We start from the raw sequence: 20,851 nt of genomic DNA on the forward strand, positions 1-20,851 counted from the left end.
GTCACTTCAAGTAATTTCGAGGCACGAAGAAATTGTATCGAGAAGTTTTATCGCGTTAGGGATTGCAGCGGCATCCTTTTTTGAGGGAACGAGAAAAAGATATAGCGGAAAGCCCGACCCTTGTGGTAACGCCCAAAAAAGAATAAAAAAAATCCCAAACTAAATGTAGCTTGGGATTTTATTTTTTTAGATACTGAAAAACACTTCGACTGCGCTCAGTGTGATATTATTCAGTTTAATACTTTTAATATCTGTAGTGTTCTGGTTTGTATGGACCTTCTACAGTTACGCCAATATATTCGGCTTGGTCTTGCTTAAGTTCGGTAAGCTCTACGCCAATTTTTTCTAGGTGTAGTTTTGCTACTTTTTCATCGAGGTGTTTTGGTAGCATATACACATCATTTTCGTATTTATCGCTATGGTTCCAAAGCTCGATTTGTGCTAAAGTTTGGTTGGTAAACGAGTTACTCATTACAAAACTTGGGTGGCCAGTGGCACAACCTAGGTTTACTAAACGACCTTCGGCAAGTATAATAATATCGTTACCATCAATGGTATATTTATCTACTTGTGGCTTAATGGTGTTTTTAGTGTTTCCGTAGTTTTCGTTTAACCAAGCCATTTGTATTTCGTTATCGAAGTGCCCAATGTTACAAACTATGGTTTTATCTTTCATGGCTTTAAAGTGTTCTGCACGAACTATATCTTTATTTCCTGTAGTTGTAATTACTACATCGGCAGTTGCAACTACGTTTTCTAGTTTTTTAACTTCAAAACCATCCATTGCGGCTTGTAAAGCACAAATTGGATCGATTTCTGTAACGGTAACAATACTTCCAGCTCCTTTAAAAGAGGCTGCTGTACCTTTACCAACATCGCCATAACCACAAACTACTACGCGTTTTCCGGCTAACATAACATCGGTAGCACGACGAATAGCATCTACAGCACTTTCGCGACATCCGTATTTGTTATCGAATTTAGATTTTGTAACCGAGTCGTTTACGTTAATTGCAGGCATTGTCAATGTTCCGTTTTTAACACGCTCGTATAAACGGTGAACTCCTGTAGTGGTTTCTTCGCTTAATCCTTTAATTCCTGGAGCTAATTCTGGGTATTTATCTAAAACCATATTGGTTAAATCGCCACCATCGTCAAGAATCATGTTAAGTGGTTTGCGGTCTTCACCAAAAAATAAGGTTTGTTCGATACACCAATCGAATTCTTCTTCGGTCATATCTTTCCATGCGTAAACGGCAGTTCCAGCAGCGGCAATAGCAGCAGCAGCTTGATCTTGGGTAGAGAAAATGTTACAAGAACTCCAAGTAACCTCGGCACCAAGAGCTTGTAAAGTTTCAATTAAAACAGCGGTTTGTATGGTCATGTGTAAGCAACCTGCAATACGCGCACCTTTTAAAGGTTGTTCGTTTTTGTACTCTTCGCGTAAGCTCATTAAACCTGGCATTTCTGCTTCGGCTAATTCAATTTCTTTTCGGCCCCATTCTGCCAAAGTAATATCTTTTACTTTGTTTGCTACGTACGGAATTGTTTTAGTACTCATATTTTTTCTTTCTAATTTTTTTAATTGATTTGCCTTTGGGATTTAGCACTTAATTTGGTTAAATTCGCTTGCAAAAAATGCTAAAACTGCCATAGGCAGTGCAAAGATAATCAATAAGTTTTACAATTTTACATGCCACTTTATAAAACCATTAGTCCTAATACACAAACTACCGTTAAAATTTGGAAGATTACCGAATCGTACGATTTTTTAATGCAAGATTTAGAGCTTAAACCAGAAACTTTAAAGCGTGTTTTAGGTATGAAAAGCGAATTGCACCAACGTGGTTTTTTAAGCGTGCGCCATTTGCTAAAAGCTTTTGGTTACACAGATGCCGATTTGTTTTACGACGAACATGGAAAGCCACATTTAAAAGATGGTAAACAAATTTCTATTACACACTCGTTTATATTTTCGGCAGTAGTTATTAGCGATGGTATTGTAGGTATAGATATTGAAAAACAACGTGAAAAAATAAAAGTAATTGCTCATAAATTTGTTGGTTATGAGACTAATTATTTAAATGAAGATGCTAATGATTACGTACAATATTTAACCAAAATTTGGTGTGTAAAAGAGTCGCTTTATAAATTGTTTGCTACACCAGGTTTAAGTTTTAAACAGCATTGTTTGGTTATTCCTTTTTCTGATGATGAAGACACAAGTATTGCATGGATTGATTATGAAGGAAAAAAATACCGTTACCATGTGGCATGTATAGAATTTGAAGGGTTTACCTTTGCCTACGCCATACAATAAATCTTATTGAAAAATATATACACTAATTTGTGGCTGAAAACAAGAATATATTAAGCGGCATTAAATCTTCAATTTTTAAAGAAGACAAACTACTTGCAATTTTAATTGATCCTGATAAGTTTTTAATTGAAAACACCGCTAGCTTTATTGCAAAAATAAATGCATCAATAGCTACACATATTTTTGTTGGAGGAAGCACAGTTGAAGTTGATGCTACTGAAGCTTTAGTGAAAGAAATTAAGAATCACACTACGCTTCCTGTTATTTTGTTTCCAGGTGATGTTACGCAAATAACTAATGAAGCAGACGGACTTTTATTTTTAAGTTTAATTTCAGGCAGAAACCCAGAGTATTTAATAGGTAAACATATTGAAGCGGTTTCAAAATTAAAAAAAAACAATTTAGAAGTTATTCCTACCGGATATATTTTAATTGAAAGCGGAAAGATAATCGCAGTACAACGGGTAACAAATACGCAGCCTATTTCGCAAAATTCAATTAATCAAATTACAAATACCGCTAAAGCAGCCGAACTTTTAGGAATGCAATTGGTGTATTTAGAAGCAGGTAGTGGAGCGAAATATGCGGTTTCAGAGGAAATTATAAAAGCAGTAAAAGCTATTCTTAACATTCCCTTAATTGTTGGCGGTGGTATTCGTAGTAAAAAACAACTAGAAAGTGCTTACATTGCAGGTGCAGATTTGGTTGTAATTGGTACAGCTTTCGAGGAAGATGAAACGTTCTTCAATCAAATAAAAAAATAAACACATGCAAAGTATTTTCGATTATTTATTTGGACAATACGCAGAATATGAAACTACAGATATTATTTTAGAATCTATAGCTATTATTTTTGGCTTTTTATCGGTTTTATATTCAAAAAAAAATAGTGTTTTAGTGTTTCCAACAGGAATGATTAGCACCGTAATTTTTGTGTATTTGCTTTCTAAATGGGGCTTGTTAGGCGATATGATGATTAATGCTTACTATTTTATAATGAGTGTTTACGGTTGGTATATTTGGACTAAAAAAATAGATTCCCAACATGTTACACCAATTGCTAAAACAACATTTACCGAAAAAAAAATAAGTTTAGCTATATTTTTGGCAACCCTCGTTTTTGTTTATTTAGTTTATACGGCCTTTAATAAATGGACGAGCTGGGTAGCCTATATAGATACCTTAAGTACAGCAATATTTTTTGTGGGTATGTGGCTAATGGCTAAACGAAAACTAGAAAATTGGATATTCTGGATTATAGGCGATGTTATTTCGGTACCCTTGTATTTTTACAAAGGTTTTACCTTAACCAGTTTACAATATTTAGTGTTTACAATAATAGCTATTTACGGCTATAAAGCATGGAAGAAAAACTTAAACAGCAACCCGCAAACTGTATAAAAGTAGTTTTATTTGGGCCAGAAAGCACCGGGAAAACAACTTTGTCTAGGCAATTAGCCAGACATTATAACTCTATTTGGGTGCCCGAATACGCACGAGAGTATTTGCAGAATAAATGGAATAACGAACGCAAAACTTGCGAAGCAGAAGATTTACTTCCTATTGCTTACGGACAAATGCAATTAGAAAACGAACTTGTAAAAAAAACCAATTCTGTTTTAATTTGTGATACAGATTTACTGGAAACCAAAGTGTATTCCGATGCGTATTATGTAGGTAGTTGCGACCCCATTTTAGAAAAATACGCGCTTCAAAATACCTACAATTTATATTTTTTAACATATATTGATGTGCCTTGGGTAGATGATGATTTACGAGATAAACCAGAACGTAGAGTGCAAATGTTTAAAGCGTTTAAGGATGCTTTAATTAAACATAATAGGCCATACGTTTTACTTAAAGGCGATAAACAAACACGGTTACAAACAGCTATTAATCATATAAACGAACTTTTTAAACACAAAACCATGAATTTTTCAGAAAACGATTTACAACAAATTGAAAATAACGGTTTAACACTCGAAAAAGTTAATTCACAAATTGACTTAATTAAATCAGGAATGGCCTTTAGCAACTTAAAAAAAGCAGCTACTATTGGAGATGGAATTTTAAAAATTGATAATGAAACAGCCTATTTACAGGCTTTTAAAACTAAAAGTAAAAACAAAAAGCTTATAAAATTTGTACCTGCATCTGGTGCAGCAAGCCGAATGTTTAAATTTCTTTTTGCTTTTATAAAAGACTATAACCCAGAAGAAGAGTCTTTAACCGATTTTATTGCTCGTACAGACAATAAAATGATTGAACAATTTTCTGAAAATTTAGAAAAATCACCACTTTATGATGCTGTAATGGCTCAGGTATCAGAAGATTTTGCCAATTTTTCAAAAGACAAGCAATGTCATGAATTGGTAAAGTTTATGCTAGGTGAAGAAGGATTGAATTATGGGTTTTTTCCAAAAGGGTTATTGCCATTTCATAAATACGAAAGTAACACAGCAACCGCTTTCGAAGAGCATTTTTACGAGGCTGCACTTTACGCATCAAGTAACGGTGAAGCTAATTTGCATTTTACTATTTCTGAAGCTCACCAAAATAAATTTTTAAAAGAATTAGAAGCTATTAAAACCAATATTGAAGCTAAAACAAATACTAGATTTAATGTGTCGTTTTCATTTCAAAAAAGTTCAACAGAAACTATTGCTATAAAAGCCGATGATACTTTGTATCGTGAAAACGACGGAAGCCTATTGTTTAGACCGTCTGGCCACGGTGCATTAATTGAAAATTTAAACGATTTAAATGCCGATGTAATTTTTGTAAAAAACATTGATAATGTTGTGGTTAAAAAACATCACGAAAGCATTTCAGAATCTAAAAAAATATTAGCAGGCGTATTACTTGAAGTTCAAGAACAAGCTTTTAAATATTTAGAGTTGATGGACGAAGCTTCAGTTTCAGAAGAAATTATGCTAGAAATAGCAGCTTTTTTAACAAGCAAGTTAAATGTAGTTTTAACAGAAGATTTTGATGATTTATCTTCTTCAGAAAAACAAGCCTATTTAAAAACACAATTAAACAAACCTATTCGCGTTTGCGGAATGGTTAAAAACGAAGGCGAACCAGGTGGCGGGCCGTTTTGGGTTGAAGATGAAAACGGAACGGTGTCATTACAAATTGTAGAGTCAGCTCAAATTGATACAAGTAATAAAGAGCAATCCGATATTTTAAGTAATGCTACCCATTTTAACCCTGTAGATTTAATTTGTGCAACAAAAAATTACAAAGGTGAGAAGTTTAATCTATTGGAGTATGTAGACCATAATACATCGTTTATTACCATGAAATCTAAAAATGGAATAGACATAAAAGCTTTAGAATTACCTGGTTTATGGAATGGAAGTATGGCATTTTGGAATACCATTTTTGTTGAAGTACCGTTAGAAACTTTTAACCCTGTAAAAACAGCTAACGATTTATTAAAACCAGCACATCAAGAAGCTTAATATGAAATTTAATGAAGATGCCTTATTGCAAGAACTCACTTTTAAAGCTATTCGTAGCTCGGGTAGTGGTGGGCAACATGTTAATAAGGTATCTTCTAAAATTGAATTAATATTTCATATACCATCATCACAAGTTTTAACCGATTTACAAAAGTTTCGTATTGAAGAAAAACTTAAAAACCGAATAAATAACGACGGTTATTTAATGCTGCAATGTGGAGAAACCAGAAGTCAGCATAAAAATAAAGCGATAATAACACAACGTTTTTTAGAATTAATAAAAGGAGCTTTGGTAGTTCGTAAAAAGCGTATAAAAACTAAAGTTCCAAAATCGGTAATTAAAAAGCGCTTAAATAATAAAAAGCACAATGCCGAAAAAAAAGCAAATAGAAGAAAACCTAACCTTGGTTAAAAAAGTTAGTGGCTAATACCAATTAATCAATAATTACTATTTATATTTGCAATGTTCTCAAAAAAGGGGTGCCAAAAATAGGCTGAGATCATACCCAATGAACCTGGAACAGGTAATGCTGTTTAGGGAAGCGAACGTTAAAAAATGTCTAGTAGACATTTTTAGTGAGTGCGATTAGTTCATCTTTCATGATGCTATTGCTAAAGCTAAATTTCGACTAAGTGTTTTTACGTTCAACAAATCATTTTAATAGTAATAAAGAATAATTACCTCTTTTTATTCGATTAAATTTATAATTAATCGCGTGAAAAACAGTTTTATTTATTTGGCATTTTTGCTAATATCAATCAGTGTCAACGCACAACAAAATCAAGTTCAGCAAGATTCTACAACAACAGAAAAACTCGATGAGGTTTTAGTAAAAGCTGTTCGTGTAGATGCAGATTCTCCCATAACACACTCTAATGTTAGTAAGCAAGAGCTAGAAAAACGTAATTTAGGGCAAGATATTCCAACTTTATTAAATTATTTACCATCGGTAGTAACTACTAGCGATGCCGGAGCTGGTGTAGGTTACAGTAGTATTCGTGTGCGTGGTACAGATGGTACACGTGTAAATGTAACTATTAACGGTATTCCTTATAACGACCCAGAAAGTCAAGGTACATTTTGGGTAAATTTGGGTGATTTTGCTTCATCAACAGAGAGTTTACAACTACAACGTGGTGTTGGTACTTCAACTAATGGTTCAGGTGCTTTTGGTGCAAGTTTAAACTTACTTACCGATGCTTTTTCTGAAGAAGCTTCAGGTGAAATTGCCAACAGTTTTGGTAGTTACAATACCAGAAAACACACAGTAAAATTAAGTTCTGGTTTATTAAACGATCATTTTGAAATTTCAGGGCGTTTCTCAAAAATTTATTCCGATGGTTATGTAGACCGTGCGTTTACCGATTTAAAATCGTATTTCCTTCAAGGAATTTATAAAGATGATAATACTTTAATAAAAGCTTTAACTTTTGGGAATAAAGAATACACATACCAAGCTTGGTATGGTTTAACCGCCGATGAGTTAGAAGAAGATCGTCGTCAAAATCCGTATACTTACGATAACGAAACCGATAACTATTGGCAAGACCATTACCAATTACACTGGAACGAGCGTATAAACAATAATTGGTCTACAAACATTGGGTTAAACTATACTAAAGGTGAAGGATATTTCGAGCAATATAAACCAGAAGAATCGGCAGAAGATTTTGCTAATTTAATTGAAGAGGGTTCCGATGTTATCGTACGTCGTTGGTTAGATAATCATTTTTACGTAATAAATGCAAACGTAACTTATAAAAATTCTGGGCTAGAGTTAATTTCAGGAGGATCCTACAACACTTATTCTGGCGATCATTTTGGAGAAGTTATTTGGGGAAGCGATTTAGCTGAAGGTACAGAAATTAGAGATCATTATTACTTTGGTGATGCCAAGAAAAGCGATTTTAGTATCTTCTCGAAAGCCACATTTAAGTTAGCAGAATCACTTACTGGTTTTGTAGACTTACAAGGCCGTTTTGTAAATTATGAAACCGATGGTTTAAACTCCGATAGAGTTGAGTTTGTTACCGATGCTAGTTTTAGTTTTTTCAACCCTAAGTTGGGTTTAACTTATAAGCCAAACGTAAATAATAACTATTACTTGTCTTATGCCAGAGCAAACCGTGAACCAAATCGTGACGATTTTGAAGCTGGTGTTACCGAAAACGAAACTTTAAATGATATTGAATTAGGTTGGAGGCACAACACCGAAAATATTGCGGTTAGTACAAACCTATATTACATGTTTTATCAAAATCAGTTGGTGTTAACGGGCGAGTTAGACGATGTAGGAAGCCCAATTAGAGCAACCAGTGGTAAAAGTTACCGTTTAGGTTTAGAGGTTGATGCCACCATTAAGTTTACAGACTTTTTTAACACCACAACAAATGTAGCTTTAAGTACCAATAAAAATGTAGACTTTACATCGTCTATTGATGGTGAATTGGTAAACTTAGGAAATACTAATATTTCATTTTCACCAAACGTGGTTATTGGTAATGCGTTTAATTTTTATCCAACTAAAAGTTTACAATTATCGTTATTAAGTAAATATGTTGGAGAGCAGTATATGGGTAATATCGATTGGAAAGCATCGAAATTAGATGCGTATTTTATCAGTGATTTTAATGTTAGCTATGTTATAAACCCAAATAAAATATTTAAATCTATTGTGCTAACAGGGTTAGTCAATAATATTTTTAGTAATGAATATGTGTCAAATGGATATTTTGGAGTTTACGACGATACATGGTCTGTACCAGGAGAAACCACAACATTAAGTTACGAAGGATATTATCCACAAGCCACAATAAATTTTTTATTAGGAATAACTTTAAAATTTTAAATATAAAGATCATTTACATTCTGTAAACTTTAGGAGTAGCTAGTTTAACTAGTTTGAGAAACATCCTTAGAACCTGATTTGGTTAATACCAACGTAGGGAAAAGTACTTTTTTCTAAACCTTTGAGTTAGGTAAAAATAACCTAATCTTACTTCTTAAAGTTTGCTTTAAATCAATACAAAACTTATGTATATTAAAGTAAACCAAACACTTCGTAAAATCCCTGATAACCTATCAGTAGAGCAATTAGTCGAGCATTATAATGTTTCAACTAACGGTATTGCTGTGGCTATAAATAATGAAGTTATTAAAAAATCCAATTGGTCGTCAACAACCATAAAAAATGACGATGATATTATCATTATAAAATCCACTCAAGGAGGATAAAATCGTCCAATAAACAACATAAAATAAATAAAAAAACATCTTACCCATGAAGAAAAAAGATACAGCACCAAAGCAAGGTCATATTACAAGACACCCTTTTCCTAATTCTAAAAAAATATATGTTCAAGGAAAATTACATCCACAAATAAAAGTCGCTATGCGTGAAATAACCCTTAGCGATACAGTGGATTCTATGACTAAAACAAAAACACCAAACGAGCCTGTTACGGTTTACGATACTTCGGGGCCTTACACAGATCCTAATAAAGATATTAATGTACACAATGGTATTGAAAGAATAAGAGAACCATGGATTTTAGATCGTGGAGATGTAGAAGAGTTAAACAGTTTTTCTTCAAAATATTGTAACGAGCGTTTAAACGATAAAAGTTTAGACCATATGCGTTTTAATTTGAAAAACAAACCAAAGCGCGCCAAAAAAGGCAAGAATGTAACCCAATTACATTACGCTAAAAAAGGAATTATTACGCCAGAAATGGAATATATCGCAATTCGTGAAAACCAACGAATTGATGAGATGACAGAAATAAGAAAACAGCATAAAGGCGAACATTTTGGAGCATCAATTCCTGAGAAAATTACTCCTGAATTTGTTCGAGAAGAGGTGGCACGTGGTCGTGCAGTAATTCCATCAAACATAAATCACCCAGAAGCAGAACCTATGATTTTAGGGCGTAACTTCTTGGTAAAAATAAATGCAAATATTGGTAACTCTGCAACAACATCATCTATAGAAGAAGAAGTAGAAAAAGCAGTTTGGGCTTGCCGTTGGGGAGCCGATAATATTATGGATTTATCTACAGGACAAAACATTCATGAAACACGCGAGTGGATTATACGGAATTCGCCAGTACCAGTAGGAACAGTACCCATTTACCAAGCTTTAGAAAAAGTAAATGGGGTTGCCGAAGATTTAACTTGGGAAATTTTCCGTGATACTTTAATTGAGCAAGCAGAACAAGGTGTAGATTATTTTACCATTCACGCTGGTGTTTTATTAAGATATGTCCCAATGACTGCTAAACGCGTAACAGGAATTGTATCTCGTGGCGGTTCAATTATGGCAAAATGGTGTTTAGCACATCATAAAGAAAGCTTTTTATATACCCACTTCGAAGATATTTGCGAAATTTTAAAACAATACGATGTTGCCTTTTCTTTAGGCGATGGTTTACGTCCAGGTTCGGTGGCCGATGCAAATGATGAAGCACAATTTGCTGAATTAGAAACATTAGGAGAGCTAACACAAATTGCACGTAAGCACGAAGTACAATGTTTTATAGAAGGTCCAGGCCATGTGCCAATGCATATGATTAAAGAAAACATGGAAAAGCAAATTGAGGTTTGCGACGAAGCACCTTTTTATACCTTAGGCCCATTAACCACAGATATTGCTCCGGGTTACGATCATATAACTTCAGGTATTGGAGCCGCTATGATTGGCTGGTACGGTTGTGCTATGTTATGCTACGTAACACCAAAGGAACATTTAGGTTTACCTAATAAAGAAGATGTTCGTGTAGGTGTGGTAACTTATAAATTAGCGGCTCATGCTGCCGATTTAGCTAAAGGTCACCCAGGAGCGCAACATCGAGATAATGCATTAAGTATGGCGCGTTTCGAGTTCCGTTGGGAAGACCAATTTAACCTGGGGCTCGACCCAGAGCGTGCTCGCGAATATCACGACGAAACCTTACCTGCTGCTGGTGCTAAAATTGCACATTTCTGCTCTATGTGCGGGCCCAAATTCTGTTCCATGAAAATATCTCAGGAAGTGCGCGATTTTGCTGCAGAAAATAAAATTGCAGACGATAACGAAGTTATTAAAAAAGGTTTCGAAGAAAAATCAAAAGAGTTTAAAGAAAAAGGATCTGAAGTATATTTGTAAAATAATCAGGAAGTTCCCACGCTAGAAAAAAGCGTGGGCGGGCTTTCCGTTATATCTTTTTTGTAGAAAAAACAAAAAAGGATGCCACTGGAATCCCTAACTCAAAAAAAATGATAGTTGTAATAGCACCAGAGCAAGACATAACAAACGAAATTGAAATACTAAACAAACTATTTCAAAATGGTTTACAATTCTATCATTTTCGAAAACCCAATAAAGATTATAATCAACATTGCGAATATTTAAATCAAATAAATCCAGAGTATCACAACCGAATTGTAGTACATTATCATCATGAATTAATAAATCAATACAATTTAAAAGGTATTCATTTTCAAGAACAAAAACGAAGAGATCATATCGATAATCCTGGGCAATATTTTAAAAATTTAAATATGTTTGGTAAAACTATAAGCTCGTCGTTTCATGAGCCAGAAGAACTAGAAAAATGCTATTTTGAGTTCGATTATCATTTACTAAGTCCTGTATTTTCTTCCATATCAAAACAAGGCTATAAAGGTCGTGGCTTCAATGTAAATCATATCGATAAAACCATAGTAGGTATGGGTGGTGTTACAGAATATAACCTTACAGAATTTAAAAAGTTAGGGTTTAAAGGTGTTGGTGTACTTGGAGGTGTCTGGAATAGTAAAAACCCAATACAAAGTTTTATAAACATAAATAATGCATTTAAAAACACATTAAAACACTGATAGATAATAATTACATATTAACAATTGCAGGTTTCGATTCGTCTAGTGGCGCCGGATTAACATCAGATATAAAAACTTTTCAAGCTCACGGTTTATACGGTTTATCGGTATGTACAGCAATAACCGTACAAAACGATGTTACACTTAAAAGTTGTGTTTGGATAGATGAAAATATCATAATTAATCAAATAGAAACTTTGTTCGAGCGGTTTACTATATCTGTAGTTAAAATAGGAATTATAGAATCTTGGGAACGGTTACTAGTTGTGGTAAAAAAATTAAAATCGTTAAACCCAACCGTGAAAATAATTTTAGATCCGGTTTTACAAGCAAGTAGCGGTTTTAATTTTAAACGCGAAGAAAATTTAAAAGTGTTAGAGCAAATTTTGGAAACATGCTATTTTATTACACCAAATTACAACGAAATAAAGGCATTGTTTCCCAGTAAAAATATAGATGAAACCATAATATTTATAGCAAATAAAATCAATCTTTATTTAAAAGGAGGACATAGAGATACATGTAAAGGATTTGATGAGGTTTTTTACAATATTTCAGAAAAATTAAGTTTAGAACCTCTTGAAAAAAAAGTGTTTGAAAAACATGGAAGCGGTTGTGTATTATCTTCGGCTTTAGCATCAAATATTCATAAAAAATTGCCTATTGAAGTCGCATGTAAAAATGCAAAACTATATGTAGAACAATTTTTAGTTTCTAATACAACCCTTTTAGGAACACATAAAATACAAACAGAATGATAAGTAAATTACAATATATATCACAAGGAAATACACCCAACGAGCACTTAAAAAATATACAAAGTGCATGTACATCTGGTGCAGACTGGGTTCAGTTAAGGTTAAAAAATTTAGATGATAAAATAATTTTAGAAACGGCACAAAAGGCTAGAGAAATAACCGGTCATTTTCAAACACGGTTAATTATAAATGATTACTACAAAATAGCCAAAGAGGTAAAAGCAGATGGTGTGCACTTAGGTAAAAATGACGCATCTACTCTTGAAGCCAGAAAACATTTAGCATCGTGGCAAATTATTGGTGGTACAGCTAATACACTTCAAGATTGCGAAAAACTTGTTAGAGAAGAAGTAAATTACATTGGCTTAGGTCCATTTCGGTTTACAAAAACCAAAGAAAACTTAAGTCCCGTTTTGAGGTTACAAGGTTATGAAACTATTCTAGAATTGCTTAACACCAAAATTCCAGTAGTTGCTATTGGCGGAATTACGATTAACGATGTTCCAGAATTATTAAAAATAGGAATTTATGGGGTTGCTGTTTCTGGAGCAATTACTAAGAATTTTAATAACATCTCAGCATTTAATAAAGTGTTAAGAGGCCCAAGCACACGAGAACAAGTGTATAAATTATAATTTGATTAAATTAATTGTCACCTCGAGCGCAGTCGAGAGGTCTATGTAATAAACGAAATATAAATAAGGTCTCGACTGCGCTCGACCAGACAAGAGCAAAACAATGAATCAGCAATTAACAATAGCCGACAAAACATTCAACTCAAGGTTATTTACCGGAACTGGTAAATTTAGTTCATCTAAACTCATGCAAGAAGCGCTGATAGTAAGCGAAAGCGAGCTTATTACAGTAGCGTTAAAACGTGTAGATATTAATAATGAAGACGATGATATTTTAACACATTTAAACAAACCTCACATAAACTTATTACCAAATACATCAGGTGTTCGCGATGCTAAAGAAGCGGTTTTTGCAGCAGAACTATCGCGTGAAGCGTTAGAAACCAATTGGGTAAAATTAGAGATACATCCAGATCCAAGATATTTACTACCAGATCCAATTGAAACACTAAAAGCCGCTGAAATTTTAGTAAAAAAAGGCTTTGTGGTTATGCCTTATATTCATGCCGACCCTGTTCTATGTAAACGTTTAGAGGAAATTGGGGTACAATGTGTTATGCCTTTAGGAGCACCAATAGGAAGTAATAAAGGCTTAAAAACACAGGATTTTTTAAAAATTATAATTGAGCAATCTAATGTGCCTGTAATTGTAGATGCAGGAATCGGTTCGCCGTCGCATGCAGCACATGCCATGGAAATTGGTGCCGATGCGGTTTTAGTAAATACAGCAATTGCAGTTTCGCAAAACCCTGTAACTATGGCAAAAGCTTTTAAAATGGCTGTTCAAGCAGGTAGAATGGCATTCGAGGCTAAATTAGCTCCTGTAAAAAAACAGGCAGAAGCTAGTAGTCCATTAACCTCTTTTTTGAGTTAAATTTAAGCTATGCAGTCTTTTAAAAATATATTAAAAACCTATTCCTGGGAAAAAACATTGGCCAGTATTAATTCTAAAACTGTACATGACGTAGAACATGCTTTAACCACAGAAAAACGAGATTTAGAAGACTTTAAAGCTTTAATATCGCCAGCAGCCAAACCTTTTTTAGAGCAAATGGCTCAAATGAGTCGTCAGCTCACCAAAAAGCGTTTTGGTAACACTATGCAAATGTATGCACCGCTTTACTTAAGTAACGAGTGCCAAAATATTTGCACCTATTGCGGGTTTAGTTTCACAAATAAAATTCCAAGGCGTACACTTACAGATGCCGAAATTTTAAAAGAGGTTAAATACTTAAAACAAAAAGGTTTCGATCATGTATTATTGGTAACAGGTGAAGCAAACAAAACAGTTGGTGTTCACTATATTAATAATGCTATAAAACTAATAAAACCTTATTTTTCTAATATCACTATAGAAGTTCAACCGTTAGAAAAAGATGAATATGAGTTGTTGATGCAAAATGGTTTGTATGCCGTTTTAGTGTATCAAGAAACGTATCATAAAGAGGAATATAAAAAACATCACCCGAAAGGGAAAAAATCGAATTTTAATTACCGATTGGAAACTCCCGATAGGTTGGGGCAAGCTGGAATTCATAAAATTGGCTTAGGCGCTTTATTTGGTTTAGAAGATTGGCGTGCCGATAGTTTTTTTACTGCTTTACATTTAAAATATTTACAAAAACAGTATTGGAAAACAAAATACTCTATTTCTTTTCCAAGATTACGCCCGCATTCGGGTGGTTTAGAACCGAAAGTAGAAATGACTGATGCCGATTTGGTACAACTTATTTGCGCTTACAGATTGTTAGATGAAGATTTAGAGCTTTCTATGTCTACTCGCGAAAGCGAAAATTTTAGAAATAACATTGTGCAATTGGGTATTACGTCCATAAGTTCAGAATCTAAAACAAACCCTGGTGGATATGCTGTAGAGCCACAATCGTTAGAACAGTTTGAAATTTCAGATGAAAGAAGCACCGAAGATTTTACACAAATGTTAAAAGGTCAAGGTTTAGAAGTAGTATGGAAAGATTGGCAACATTTTGGTTAACTTTACTGCAATTTTTACAACATGATGTTAACCCCAGAAGAGCAAAAACAATATAATCGCCATATCATTTTAAAAGAAATTGGCGAAGCAGGTCAGCTAAAATTAAAAGAAGCTAGAGTTTTAGTTATTGGTGCTGGTGGTTTAGGTTGCCCTATTTTACAATATTTAACTGCTGCAGGAATAGGCACCATTGGAATTATTGATGATGATGTTGTAGACCAAACCAACCTGCAAAGGCAAGTTTTATATACGGTTAACGATGTTAACAAGCCCAAGGCCGAAATTGCTGCCAAACGTTTAGAACAGTTAAATCCGTTTGTAAATTTTAAGGTATTTAAAGAGAAACTTACAAAGGAAAATGCTATAAGTCTTTTTAAAGTATTTGATGTTATTGTTGATGGTAGCGATAATTTCCAAACCCGATATTTAACTAATGATGCAGCTGTAATTACAAACAAACCTTTGGTTTATGGTTCTATTTTTAAGTTTGAAGGACAGGTAAGTGTTTTTAATTTTAACGGAAGTGGCACATACCGATGTTTATATCCAACGCCACCAAAATCTGAAGAATCTCCCAACTGTTCAGAAATTGGAGTTATGGGCGTTTTACCTGGAATTATTGGCAGTTTACAAGCCAACGAGGTTATTAAAATAATTTGCGGAATAGGAGAGGTTTTAGCTAACCAATTATTGGTTTTCGATGTGTTGAGTATGCGACAAATAACTTTAAAGTTTAATAAAACCGAACACGCTAATATTAAAACATTAGAAGAAAATTACGATTTTTTCTGTGGTATAGCTTCAACAGAAAACGAAATTTCTTTAAGTGTTTTAAATAAAAATAAAATAGATTATAACTTGCTTGATGTGCGTGAAAATTGGGAACGCGAACAGCATCATATTGGCGGGTTACATATTCCTTTAAATCAATTACCAAAAAGATATCAAGAAATAAACACAAATAAACCGCTGGTTGTTTATTGTAAATCTGGCGCACGTAGTAAACATGCTATACAATTTTTACAAGAAACTTTATCAAGTAATGTAAAGCTTATAAATTTAAAAAACGGACTTTCAATTTAATTATAAATTAAAAGAGAATTTCCACTTTGTTGTATTCTATAGTTTTTTAAAGCGCATTGCAATGTAGCATCATCGTTACCACTTAGTTCTCCGGTAACAAAATTATAGGTATTTCCATCACCACACTCGCTAGTACCAAATAAGCCGTTTGGAACAATATTTCCGCAAGTTTCAGGTAAATAATTAGGGTCGCTAGCATCCCAAGCCATGTAACCCGAACCTGTATTTGCTATTATTATGCCATCGTTTCCGTAACCAGAAATATAAATAGAATTACCTACAAACGACAGCTCGCTATATTGTGGTAGCGTAAGGTTAATTGTTAAATTAACATCTATATCTAATAAAAAATTACAATTTTCGTCTTCGTTAATACTTCCGCTACAGCTAAAAAGAATTAAAAAAAATAAACCTGTTATAAGGTGTTTCATGTGGTTTTAAATTTTGAGCCAATTTACAATAAAACACTTTTATTAAAAGTATGTTATAACTGTAAAAATGAATAAATAATTAAAAATTTTGTATTTTTGTTATTCAATCTCGTTTCTACGAGATTTTTTTTATGTTATCCCGATTGGTCGGGATTTTTCAGCTTTTATTAATAAATAAAACGATGAAGTTATGAGTAAAGTATCTTATTATACACCTGAAGGATTAAAAAAATTAAGAGAAGAGCTTAATAAGCTTAAAGATATTGAGCGCCCTAAAGCATCGCAAGCTATTGCTGAAGCCAGAGATAAAGGTGATTTAAGTGAAAATGCAGAGTATGATGCTGCTAAAGAAGCGCAAGGTATGTTAGAGATGAAAATTTCTAAAATGGAAGAAACTTTGGCTAATGCCAGAGTCATCGACGAGTCTCAGTTAGACACCTCTAAAGTTTTGGCGTTATCTATTGTAAAGATTAAAAACCAAATGAATGGTATGGAAATGACTTATACTTTGGTTGCAGAAAGTGAAGCAGATTTAGCTTCAGGGAAAATTTCAGTTAATTCCCCAATAGGTAAAGGTTTATTAGGTAAATCTGTTGGCGATGTTGCAGAAATTAAAGTACCAAGTGGTATTATGAAATTTGATATCGTAGAAATTTCTAGATAACATCAAACTAAAAAATAATAAAAAAGATTCTTAGTCTTCGAGGTTAAGAATCTTTTTTATATTTACAAATATGCTTAAACCCCTCAATGTAAATGGCTACAATATTCACAAAAATTATTAATGGAGAAATACCGTGTTACAAAATTGCCGAAACAGACGATTTTTTTGCTTTTTTAGATATTAACCCCAATGCAAAAGGGCATACACTTTGTATTCCAAAAAAAGAGGTTGATAAATTATTTGATTTAGATGAAGCCACATTTAATGGTTTAATGGCCTTTTCAAGAAAAGTAGCAAAAGCCATAGAAAAAGCTATACCTTGTAATCGTGTAGGGTTAACCGTAATTGGTTTAGAGGTGCCCCATGCACATGTACATTTAATTCCTTTAAATGCTATGGATGATGCCAAATTCACTAAAAAAGAAAACTTAACAACCGAACAGTTTAAAGAAGCCGCAGAGGCAATTAAGTCTTATTTGTAAATTAACTAAAAAGTTGTAATTTATTGAAAATTAAAAACTATTATTATGTTTTTATCTATCAGTATAGCTATTATGGCCTTTTTGTTAATTACGTTTTTGTATTGGAAACTTACACGAAATTACGCAGAGAAAATTTACGGTAAAAAACAATGGAAAACATGGGTATCACGTACCTATTATTGGCATGGTGTTCTCTATGTTAGTGGAGGTTTAACCGTGCTAATTATTTTTCTTCTTAAAGCAAATAATCTTCTAGTTTTTTAGACTAAAGTAAGCACTAATTGCAATAATTATAATTATAATAAAGGCAAGTGCAATCCAAAACGGATTTTTGTAATTTAATACCTTATCTGGAGTGTTTAGTTTTTTATGATAATCGAAAACACGTTCAATATCTTCAGTCCATTGTACAGGGTAAATAGTAGATTCGCATTTACTACAAGTTAAAGTGTTACTAACGTTTGTAGTAGCGTTTTTATAAAAACTAGTTTCTATAATTTTTTGCTTAAATGTTAAGCATAAACCCTCATTATTAAAACAAACCGGACAGTTATTTTTTAAAGGAATCTCGGATAATGTAATGAATGTTTCTGGCATGGTTAATTTTTTCGTTTTAGTTGAATTTGAATAGTGGTTCCTTTACCTATTTCAGAATGTAAAACCTTTATTTTTCCATTATGAAAATCTTCAATAATACGCCTTGTAAGCGATAAACCCAAACCCCAACCACGTTTTTTAGTGGTAAACCCGGGTTCAAAAATTTTATTAAAATCTTTTTTAGCAATACCTTTTCCGGTATCGGTAACGTTAATTTTTATATCGTTTTCTATGTGCGAAATGGCAACCATAAGTTTGCCTCGGCCTTTCATGGCATCAATGGCATTTTTTACTAAATTCTCAATAACCCAACTATAAAGTTGTTTATTAAGATTTACGATAATTTCTTCGTTTGGGATCTTTATTTCAAATTCAATGAGTTTTGATGCTCTTGTTTTTAGGTAATCAAAGGAGGTTAAAGTTTCCTCAATAATATTAGAAGCTTCTAAAACGGGAACCGAACCTATTTTGCTAAAACGCTCGGTTATGGTTTGTAAACGATCTATATCTTTTTCAATTTCAACAATATAATCAGGGTTGGTATTTTCTGTCTTTAAAATTTCTGTCCAACCAATTAAAGATGATAGTGGTGTACCTATTTGGTGTGCTGTTTCTTTAGCCATACCCGACCATAGTTTGTTTTGGGTGGCAATTTTACTACTTCGGTAAAAGAAATAAATGACGGCAGCGAATAAAAATATAATTAAAAATAGAGCTAAAGGGTAATATTTTAGCTTATTTAAAAGTGGTGAGTTTCCGTAGTAAATGGTGCTAATTACTTTTCCATCTAATTTTACTTTTATGGGTTTATTTTCTTCTTGAAATTTAGCAATAAGCTTTTTTACAGCTATAGAATCATTAATTCTATTTTCGTCTATATTGTTAAAATCGTAGTTGCCATCTTCGGCAACCATAATCATAGGAGTGGTTTTATTGCTGGTAATTACCTTTAGCGGTAAGTTGCCTAAATCCATTTCTAAATTGGTAGTTTTTAGCAAATCGGTTTGAGCAAACGACCAATTTTCCATTTTAATACGCTCTTCTTCTTTAAAATGTTGAAAAAACTCAAATGTTTTCCACAAAATAAGAGACACTATGGCAAAAGAAGCGAGAATAATAACCCAGCGAAATAAATTGCTATGCTTACTTAAAATCATTAACAAAAAAATTTGTTCGGTAATATAATGCAATTCTGTTAATATTATTGTTTAAGTTGTTAGTAAATCGGTTTTTAGTTGCAGTATAGATTGGTTACATTTGTACCCAGATAAGAGCATGCAAACAATTACATAAAAAAGCATTAACTTGTTGCTAATATGGTGTTTGTATAAAATATCACAAAAATATTAAAGTTATTACATAAGCAATAAATAGAGATATATGGAAGTTCAAGGAAGAGTAAAAGCAATTGGAGAAACTCAAACATTTGGTAACAACGGTTTTAGAAAAAGAGAAATAGTTGTAACTACAGAAGAACAATATCCACAACATATTATGGTGGAGTTTGTTCAAGATAAAACCGATTTGTTAAACAACTATAAAGTTGGGCAACAGGTTAAAATTAATATTAATTTAAGAGGTAGAGAATGGGTAAACCCACAAGGAGAAACTAAGTACTTTAATTCGATTCAAGGATGGAGAATTGAAGCAGTTCAAGGCGAAGCTGGAGGAGAAAATTTACCACCAGTGCCACCTGCTGATGCATTTGAACCTGCTGGTGATTTAAATGAAGATGATCATGACGATTTACCATTTTAACAATACCCTGAATTTTTCAGGATTTCATAATATAAAAACCTTTCAGTTTACAATTGAAAGGTTTTTTATTTTAATATTTAATACAATAGTTTATGGTTCACAGATTAACAGAACATTTATGGTTTCCAAACACTTCTGAAGCAATAACAGACGGTTTATTGGCAGTAGGTGGCGATTTATCTGTTAACCGATTATTATTGGCATACCGCTCCGGTATTTTTCCTTGGTTTGATGCAGAACCAATTTTATGGTGGTCACCAGATCCTCGATTTGTATTGTTTCCAGAGAAGATTAAAGTATCTAAGAGTATGCGACAGGTTATAAGAAAAAACATGTTTAAAGTAACTAAAAATAAAGCTTTCAAAGATGTTATTTTGGCTTGTGCAAAACAAAAGCGAAAAGACCAAGACGGAACATGGATAACTAATAGCATGATTAAAGCTTACACAGAGTTGCATAAACTTGGTTACGCTATATCGGTTGAGGTTTGGCAAAACGATTTATTGGTAGGAGGATTTTATGGTATAGATTTGCATAACGGAGTATTTTGTGGGGAAAGTATGTTTGCTAAGGTTAGTAATGCGAGTAAAGTGGGTTTTATAACTTTTGTGAAAAATAATGATTATAAACTTATAGACTGCCAAGTGCATACAATACATTTGGAGAGTTTAGGCGCCGAAAATATAGCAAGAGACCAATTTTTAAATTTTTTAAAAAAGATTTAACCTTAAATAAACAGATATCTCTTGGTGTCTAAAATTTATTATCGTAATATTGCAATATTAAAATAATAATTATACTAGAAC

23 protein-coding genes and 1 riboswitch are annotated in these 20,851 nt (G+C 33.1%); of the genes, 19 read left to right on the forward strand and 4 right to left on the reverse strand.

The annotated features are described in order from the left end of the window. Positions 1-244: 244 nt before the first annotated feature. Positions 245-1,561, reverse strand: coding sequence for an adenosylhomocysteinase (ahcY, locus tag LG649_RS13055; protein WP_226544263.1), 1,317 nt, complete (start codon positions 1,559-1,561; stop codon positions 245-247). A 132-nt stretch (positions 1,562-1,693) separates the two neighbouring features. On the opposite strand from ahcY, the gene LG649_RS13060 reads away from it, so the two are divergent. The 14 genes from LG649_RS13060 (at position 1,694) to moeB (ending at position 16,113) form a co-directional block, all read left to right on the forward strand. Further along, a complete protein-coding gene (locus tag LG649_RS13060) occupies positions 1,694-2,320 on the forward strand; it encodes a 4'-phosphopantetheinyl transferase family protein (RefSeq protein ID WP_226544264.1) in 627 nt (208 codons plus the stop codon). A 29-nt stretch (positions 2,321-2,349) separates the two neighbouring features. Beyond that, positions 2,350-3,084, forward strand: a complete 735-nt coding sequence (locus LG649_RS13065) for a geranylgeranylglyceryl/heptaprenylglyceryl phosphate synthase (RefSeq protein WP_226544265.1) — start codon at positions 2,350-2,352, stop codon at positions 3,082-3,084. 4 nt (positions 3,085-3,088) lie between these two features. Then, a complete protein-coding gene (gene pnuC, locus LG649_RS13070) occupies positions 3,089-3,721 on the forward strand; it encodes a nicotinamide riboside transporter PnuC (protein ID WP_226544266.1) in 633 nt (210 codons plus the stop codon). After that, entirely contained in the window at positions 3,682-5,787 is a 2,106-nt protein-coding gene (locus tag LG649_RS13075) for a DUF4301 family protein (RefSeq protein ID WP_226544267.1), read from the forward strand. The genes pnuC and LG649_RS13075 overlap by 40 nt, the downstream gene beginning before the upstream one ends. A gap of 1 nt (position 5,788) precedes the next feature. Further along, positions 5,789-6,199: an alternative ribosome rescue aminoacyl-tRNA hydrolase ArfB gene (gene arfB, locus LG649_RS13080; protein WP_226544268.1), complete on the forward strand. Its 411-nt coding sequence runs from the start codon at positions 5,789-5,791 to the stop codon at positions 6,197-6,199. Between the two features lie 304 nt (positions 6,200-6,503). Next, complete coding sequence (locus LG649_RS13085; protein WP_226544269.1) at positions 6,504-8,636, forward strand: TonB-dependent receptor; 2,133 nt, start codon at positions 6,504-6,506, stop codon at positions 8,634-8,636. A gap of 21 nt (positions 8,637-8,657) precedes the next feature. Next, positions 8,658-8,753, forward strand: a riboswitch (TPP riboswitch). 68 nt (positions 8,754-8,821) lie between these two features. Beyond that, complete coding sequence (gene thiS / locus LG649_RS13090; RefSeq protein ID WP_226544270.1) at positions 8,822-9,022, forward strand: sulfur carrier protein ThiS; 201 nt, start codon at positions 8,822-8,824, stop codon at positions 9,020-9,022. 46 nt (positions 9,023-9,068) lie between these two features. After that, positions 9,069-10,931, forward strand: a complete 1,863-nt coding sequence (gene thiC / locus LG649_RS13095; RefSeq protein ID WP_226544271.1) for a phosphomethylpyrimidine synthase ThiC — start codon at positions 9,069-9,071, stop codon at positions 10,929-10,931. A gap of 110 nt (positions 10,932-11,041) precedes the next feature. After that, positions 11,042-11,644, forward strand: coding sequence for a thiamine phosphate synthase (locus tag LG649_RS13100; protein WP_226544272.1), 603 nt, complete (start codon positions 11,042-11,044; stop codon positions 11,642-11,644). Positions 11,645-11,667: 23 nt separating this feature from the next. Beyond that, positions 11,668-12,402 carry a hydroxymethylpyrimidine/phosphomethylpyrimidine kinase gene (locus LG649_RS13105; RefSeq protein WP_226544415.1) on the forward strand — a complete coding sequence of 245 codons (735 nt, stop codon included), beginning with the start codon at positions 11,668-11,670 and terminating at the stop codon, positions 12,400-12,402. Further along, positions 12,399-13,037 carry a thiamine phosphate synthase gene (gene thiE, locus LG649_RS13110; RefSeq protein ID WP_226544273.1) on the forward strand — a complete coding sequence of 213 codons (639 nt, stop codon included), beginning with the start codon at positions 12,399-12,401 and terminating at the stop codon, positions 13,035-13,037. The genes LG649_RS13105 and thiE overlap by 4 nt, the downstream gene beginning before the upstream one ends. A 103-nt stretch (positions 13,038-13,140) precedes the next feature. Beyond that, positions 13,141-13,911 carry a thiazole synthase gene (locus LG649_RS13115; protein WP_226544274.1) on the forward strand — a complete coding sequence of 257 codons (771 nt, stop codon included), beginning with the start codon at positions 13,141-13,143 and terminating at the stop codon, positions 13,909-13,911. Between the two features lie 9 nt (positions 13,912-13,920). After that, positions 13,921-15,030 (forward strand): 2-iminoacetate synthase ThiH, encoded by a 1,110-nt coding sequence (thiH, locus tag LG649_RS13120; RefSeq protein ID WP_226544275.1) that lies wholly within the window; start codon positions 13,921-13,923, stop codon positions 15,028-15,030. A 21-nt stretch (positions 15,031-15,051) separates the two neighbouring features. After that, positions 15,052-16,113: a HesA/MoeB/ThiF family protein gene (moeB, locus tag LG649_RS13125; protein WP_226544276.1), complete on the forward strand. Its 1,062-nt coding sequence runs from the start codon at positions 15,052-15,054 to the stop codon at positions 16,111-16,113. Here the strand turns inward: moeB and LG649_RS13130 are convergent. Further along, positions 16,110-16,544 (reverse strand): hypothetical protein, encoded by a 435-nt coding sequence (locus LG649_RS13130; protein ID WP_226544277.1) that lies wholly within the window; start codon positions 16,542-16,544, stop codon positions 16,110-16,112. The genes moeB and LG649_RS13130 overlap by 4 nt on opposite strands. A gap of 190 nt (positions 16,545-16,734) precedes the next feature. Between LG649_RS13130 and greA the strand changes: the two genes are divergently transcribed. The 3 genes from greA to LG649_RS13145 all read left to right on the forward strand — a co-directional run bounded on the left by greA (position 16,735) and on the right by LG649_RS13145 (position 17,954). Then, positions 16,735-17,208 carry a transcription elongation factor GreA gene (greA, locus tag LG649_RS13135; protein WP_226544278.1) on the forward strand — a complete coding sequence of 158 codons (474 nt, stop codon included), beginning with the start codon at positions 16,735-16,737 and terminating at the stop codon, positions 17,206-17,208. 92 nt (positions 17,209-17,300) lie between these two features. Continuing rightward, positions 17,301-17,690: an HIT family protein gene (locus LG649_RS13140; RefSeq protein ID WP_226544279.1), complete on the forward strand. Its 390-nt coding sequence runs from the start codon at positions 17,301-17,303 to the stop codon at positions 17,688-17,690. A gap of 45 nt (positions 17,691-17,735) precedes the next feature. After that, entirely contained in the window at positions 17,736-17,954 is a 219-nt protein-coding gene (locus LG649_RS13145; protein WP_226544280.1) for a hypothetical protein, read from the forward strand. Here the strand turns inward: LG649_RS13145 and LG649_RS13150 are convergent. After that, positions 17,943-18,287 carry a hypothetical protein gene (locus tag LG649_RS13150; RefSeq protein WP_226544281.1) on the reverse strand — a complete coding sequence of 115 codons (345 nt, stop codon included), beginning with the start codon at positions 18,285-18,287 and terminating at the stop codon, positions 17,943-17,945. The two genes, LG649_RS13145 and LG649_RS13150, sit on opposite strands and share 12 nt — an antisense overlap. A 2-nt stretch (positions 18,288-18,289) precedes the next feature. Beyond that, entirely contained in the window at positions 18,290-19,444 is a 1,155-nt protein-coding gene (locus LG649_RS13155) for a sensor histidine kinase (protein WP_226544282.1), read from the reverse strand. 223 nt (positions 19,445-19,667) lie between these two features. On the opposite strand from LG649_RS13155, the gene LG649_RS13160 reads away from it, so the two are divergent. Both LG649_RS13160 and aat read left to right on the forward strand, forming a co-directional pair. Then, on the forward strand, positions 19,668-20,045 hold the full coding sequence (locus LG649_RS13160) for a DUF3127 domain-containing protein (protein ID WP_226544283.1): 378 nt from the start codon (positions 19,668-19,670) through the stop codon (positions 20,043-20,045). A 92-nt stretch (positions 20,046-20,137) separates the two neighbouring features. Next, entirely contained in the window at positions 20,138-20,770 is a 633-nt protein-coding gene (gene aat, locus LG649_RS13165; protein ID WP_226544284.1) for a leucyl/phenylalanyl-tRNA--protein transferase, read from the forward strand. Positions 20,771-20,851: the final 81 nt, after the last annotated feature.

This window comes from Neotamlana laminarinivorans (assembly GCF_020523925.1).
In the GTDB taxonomy this organism is placed as follows: Bacteria; Bacteroidota; Bacteroidia; order Flavobacteriales; family Flavobacteriaceae; genus Neotamlana; species Neotamlana laminarinivorans.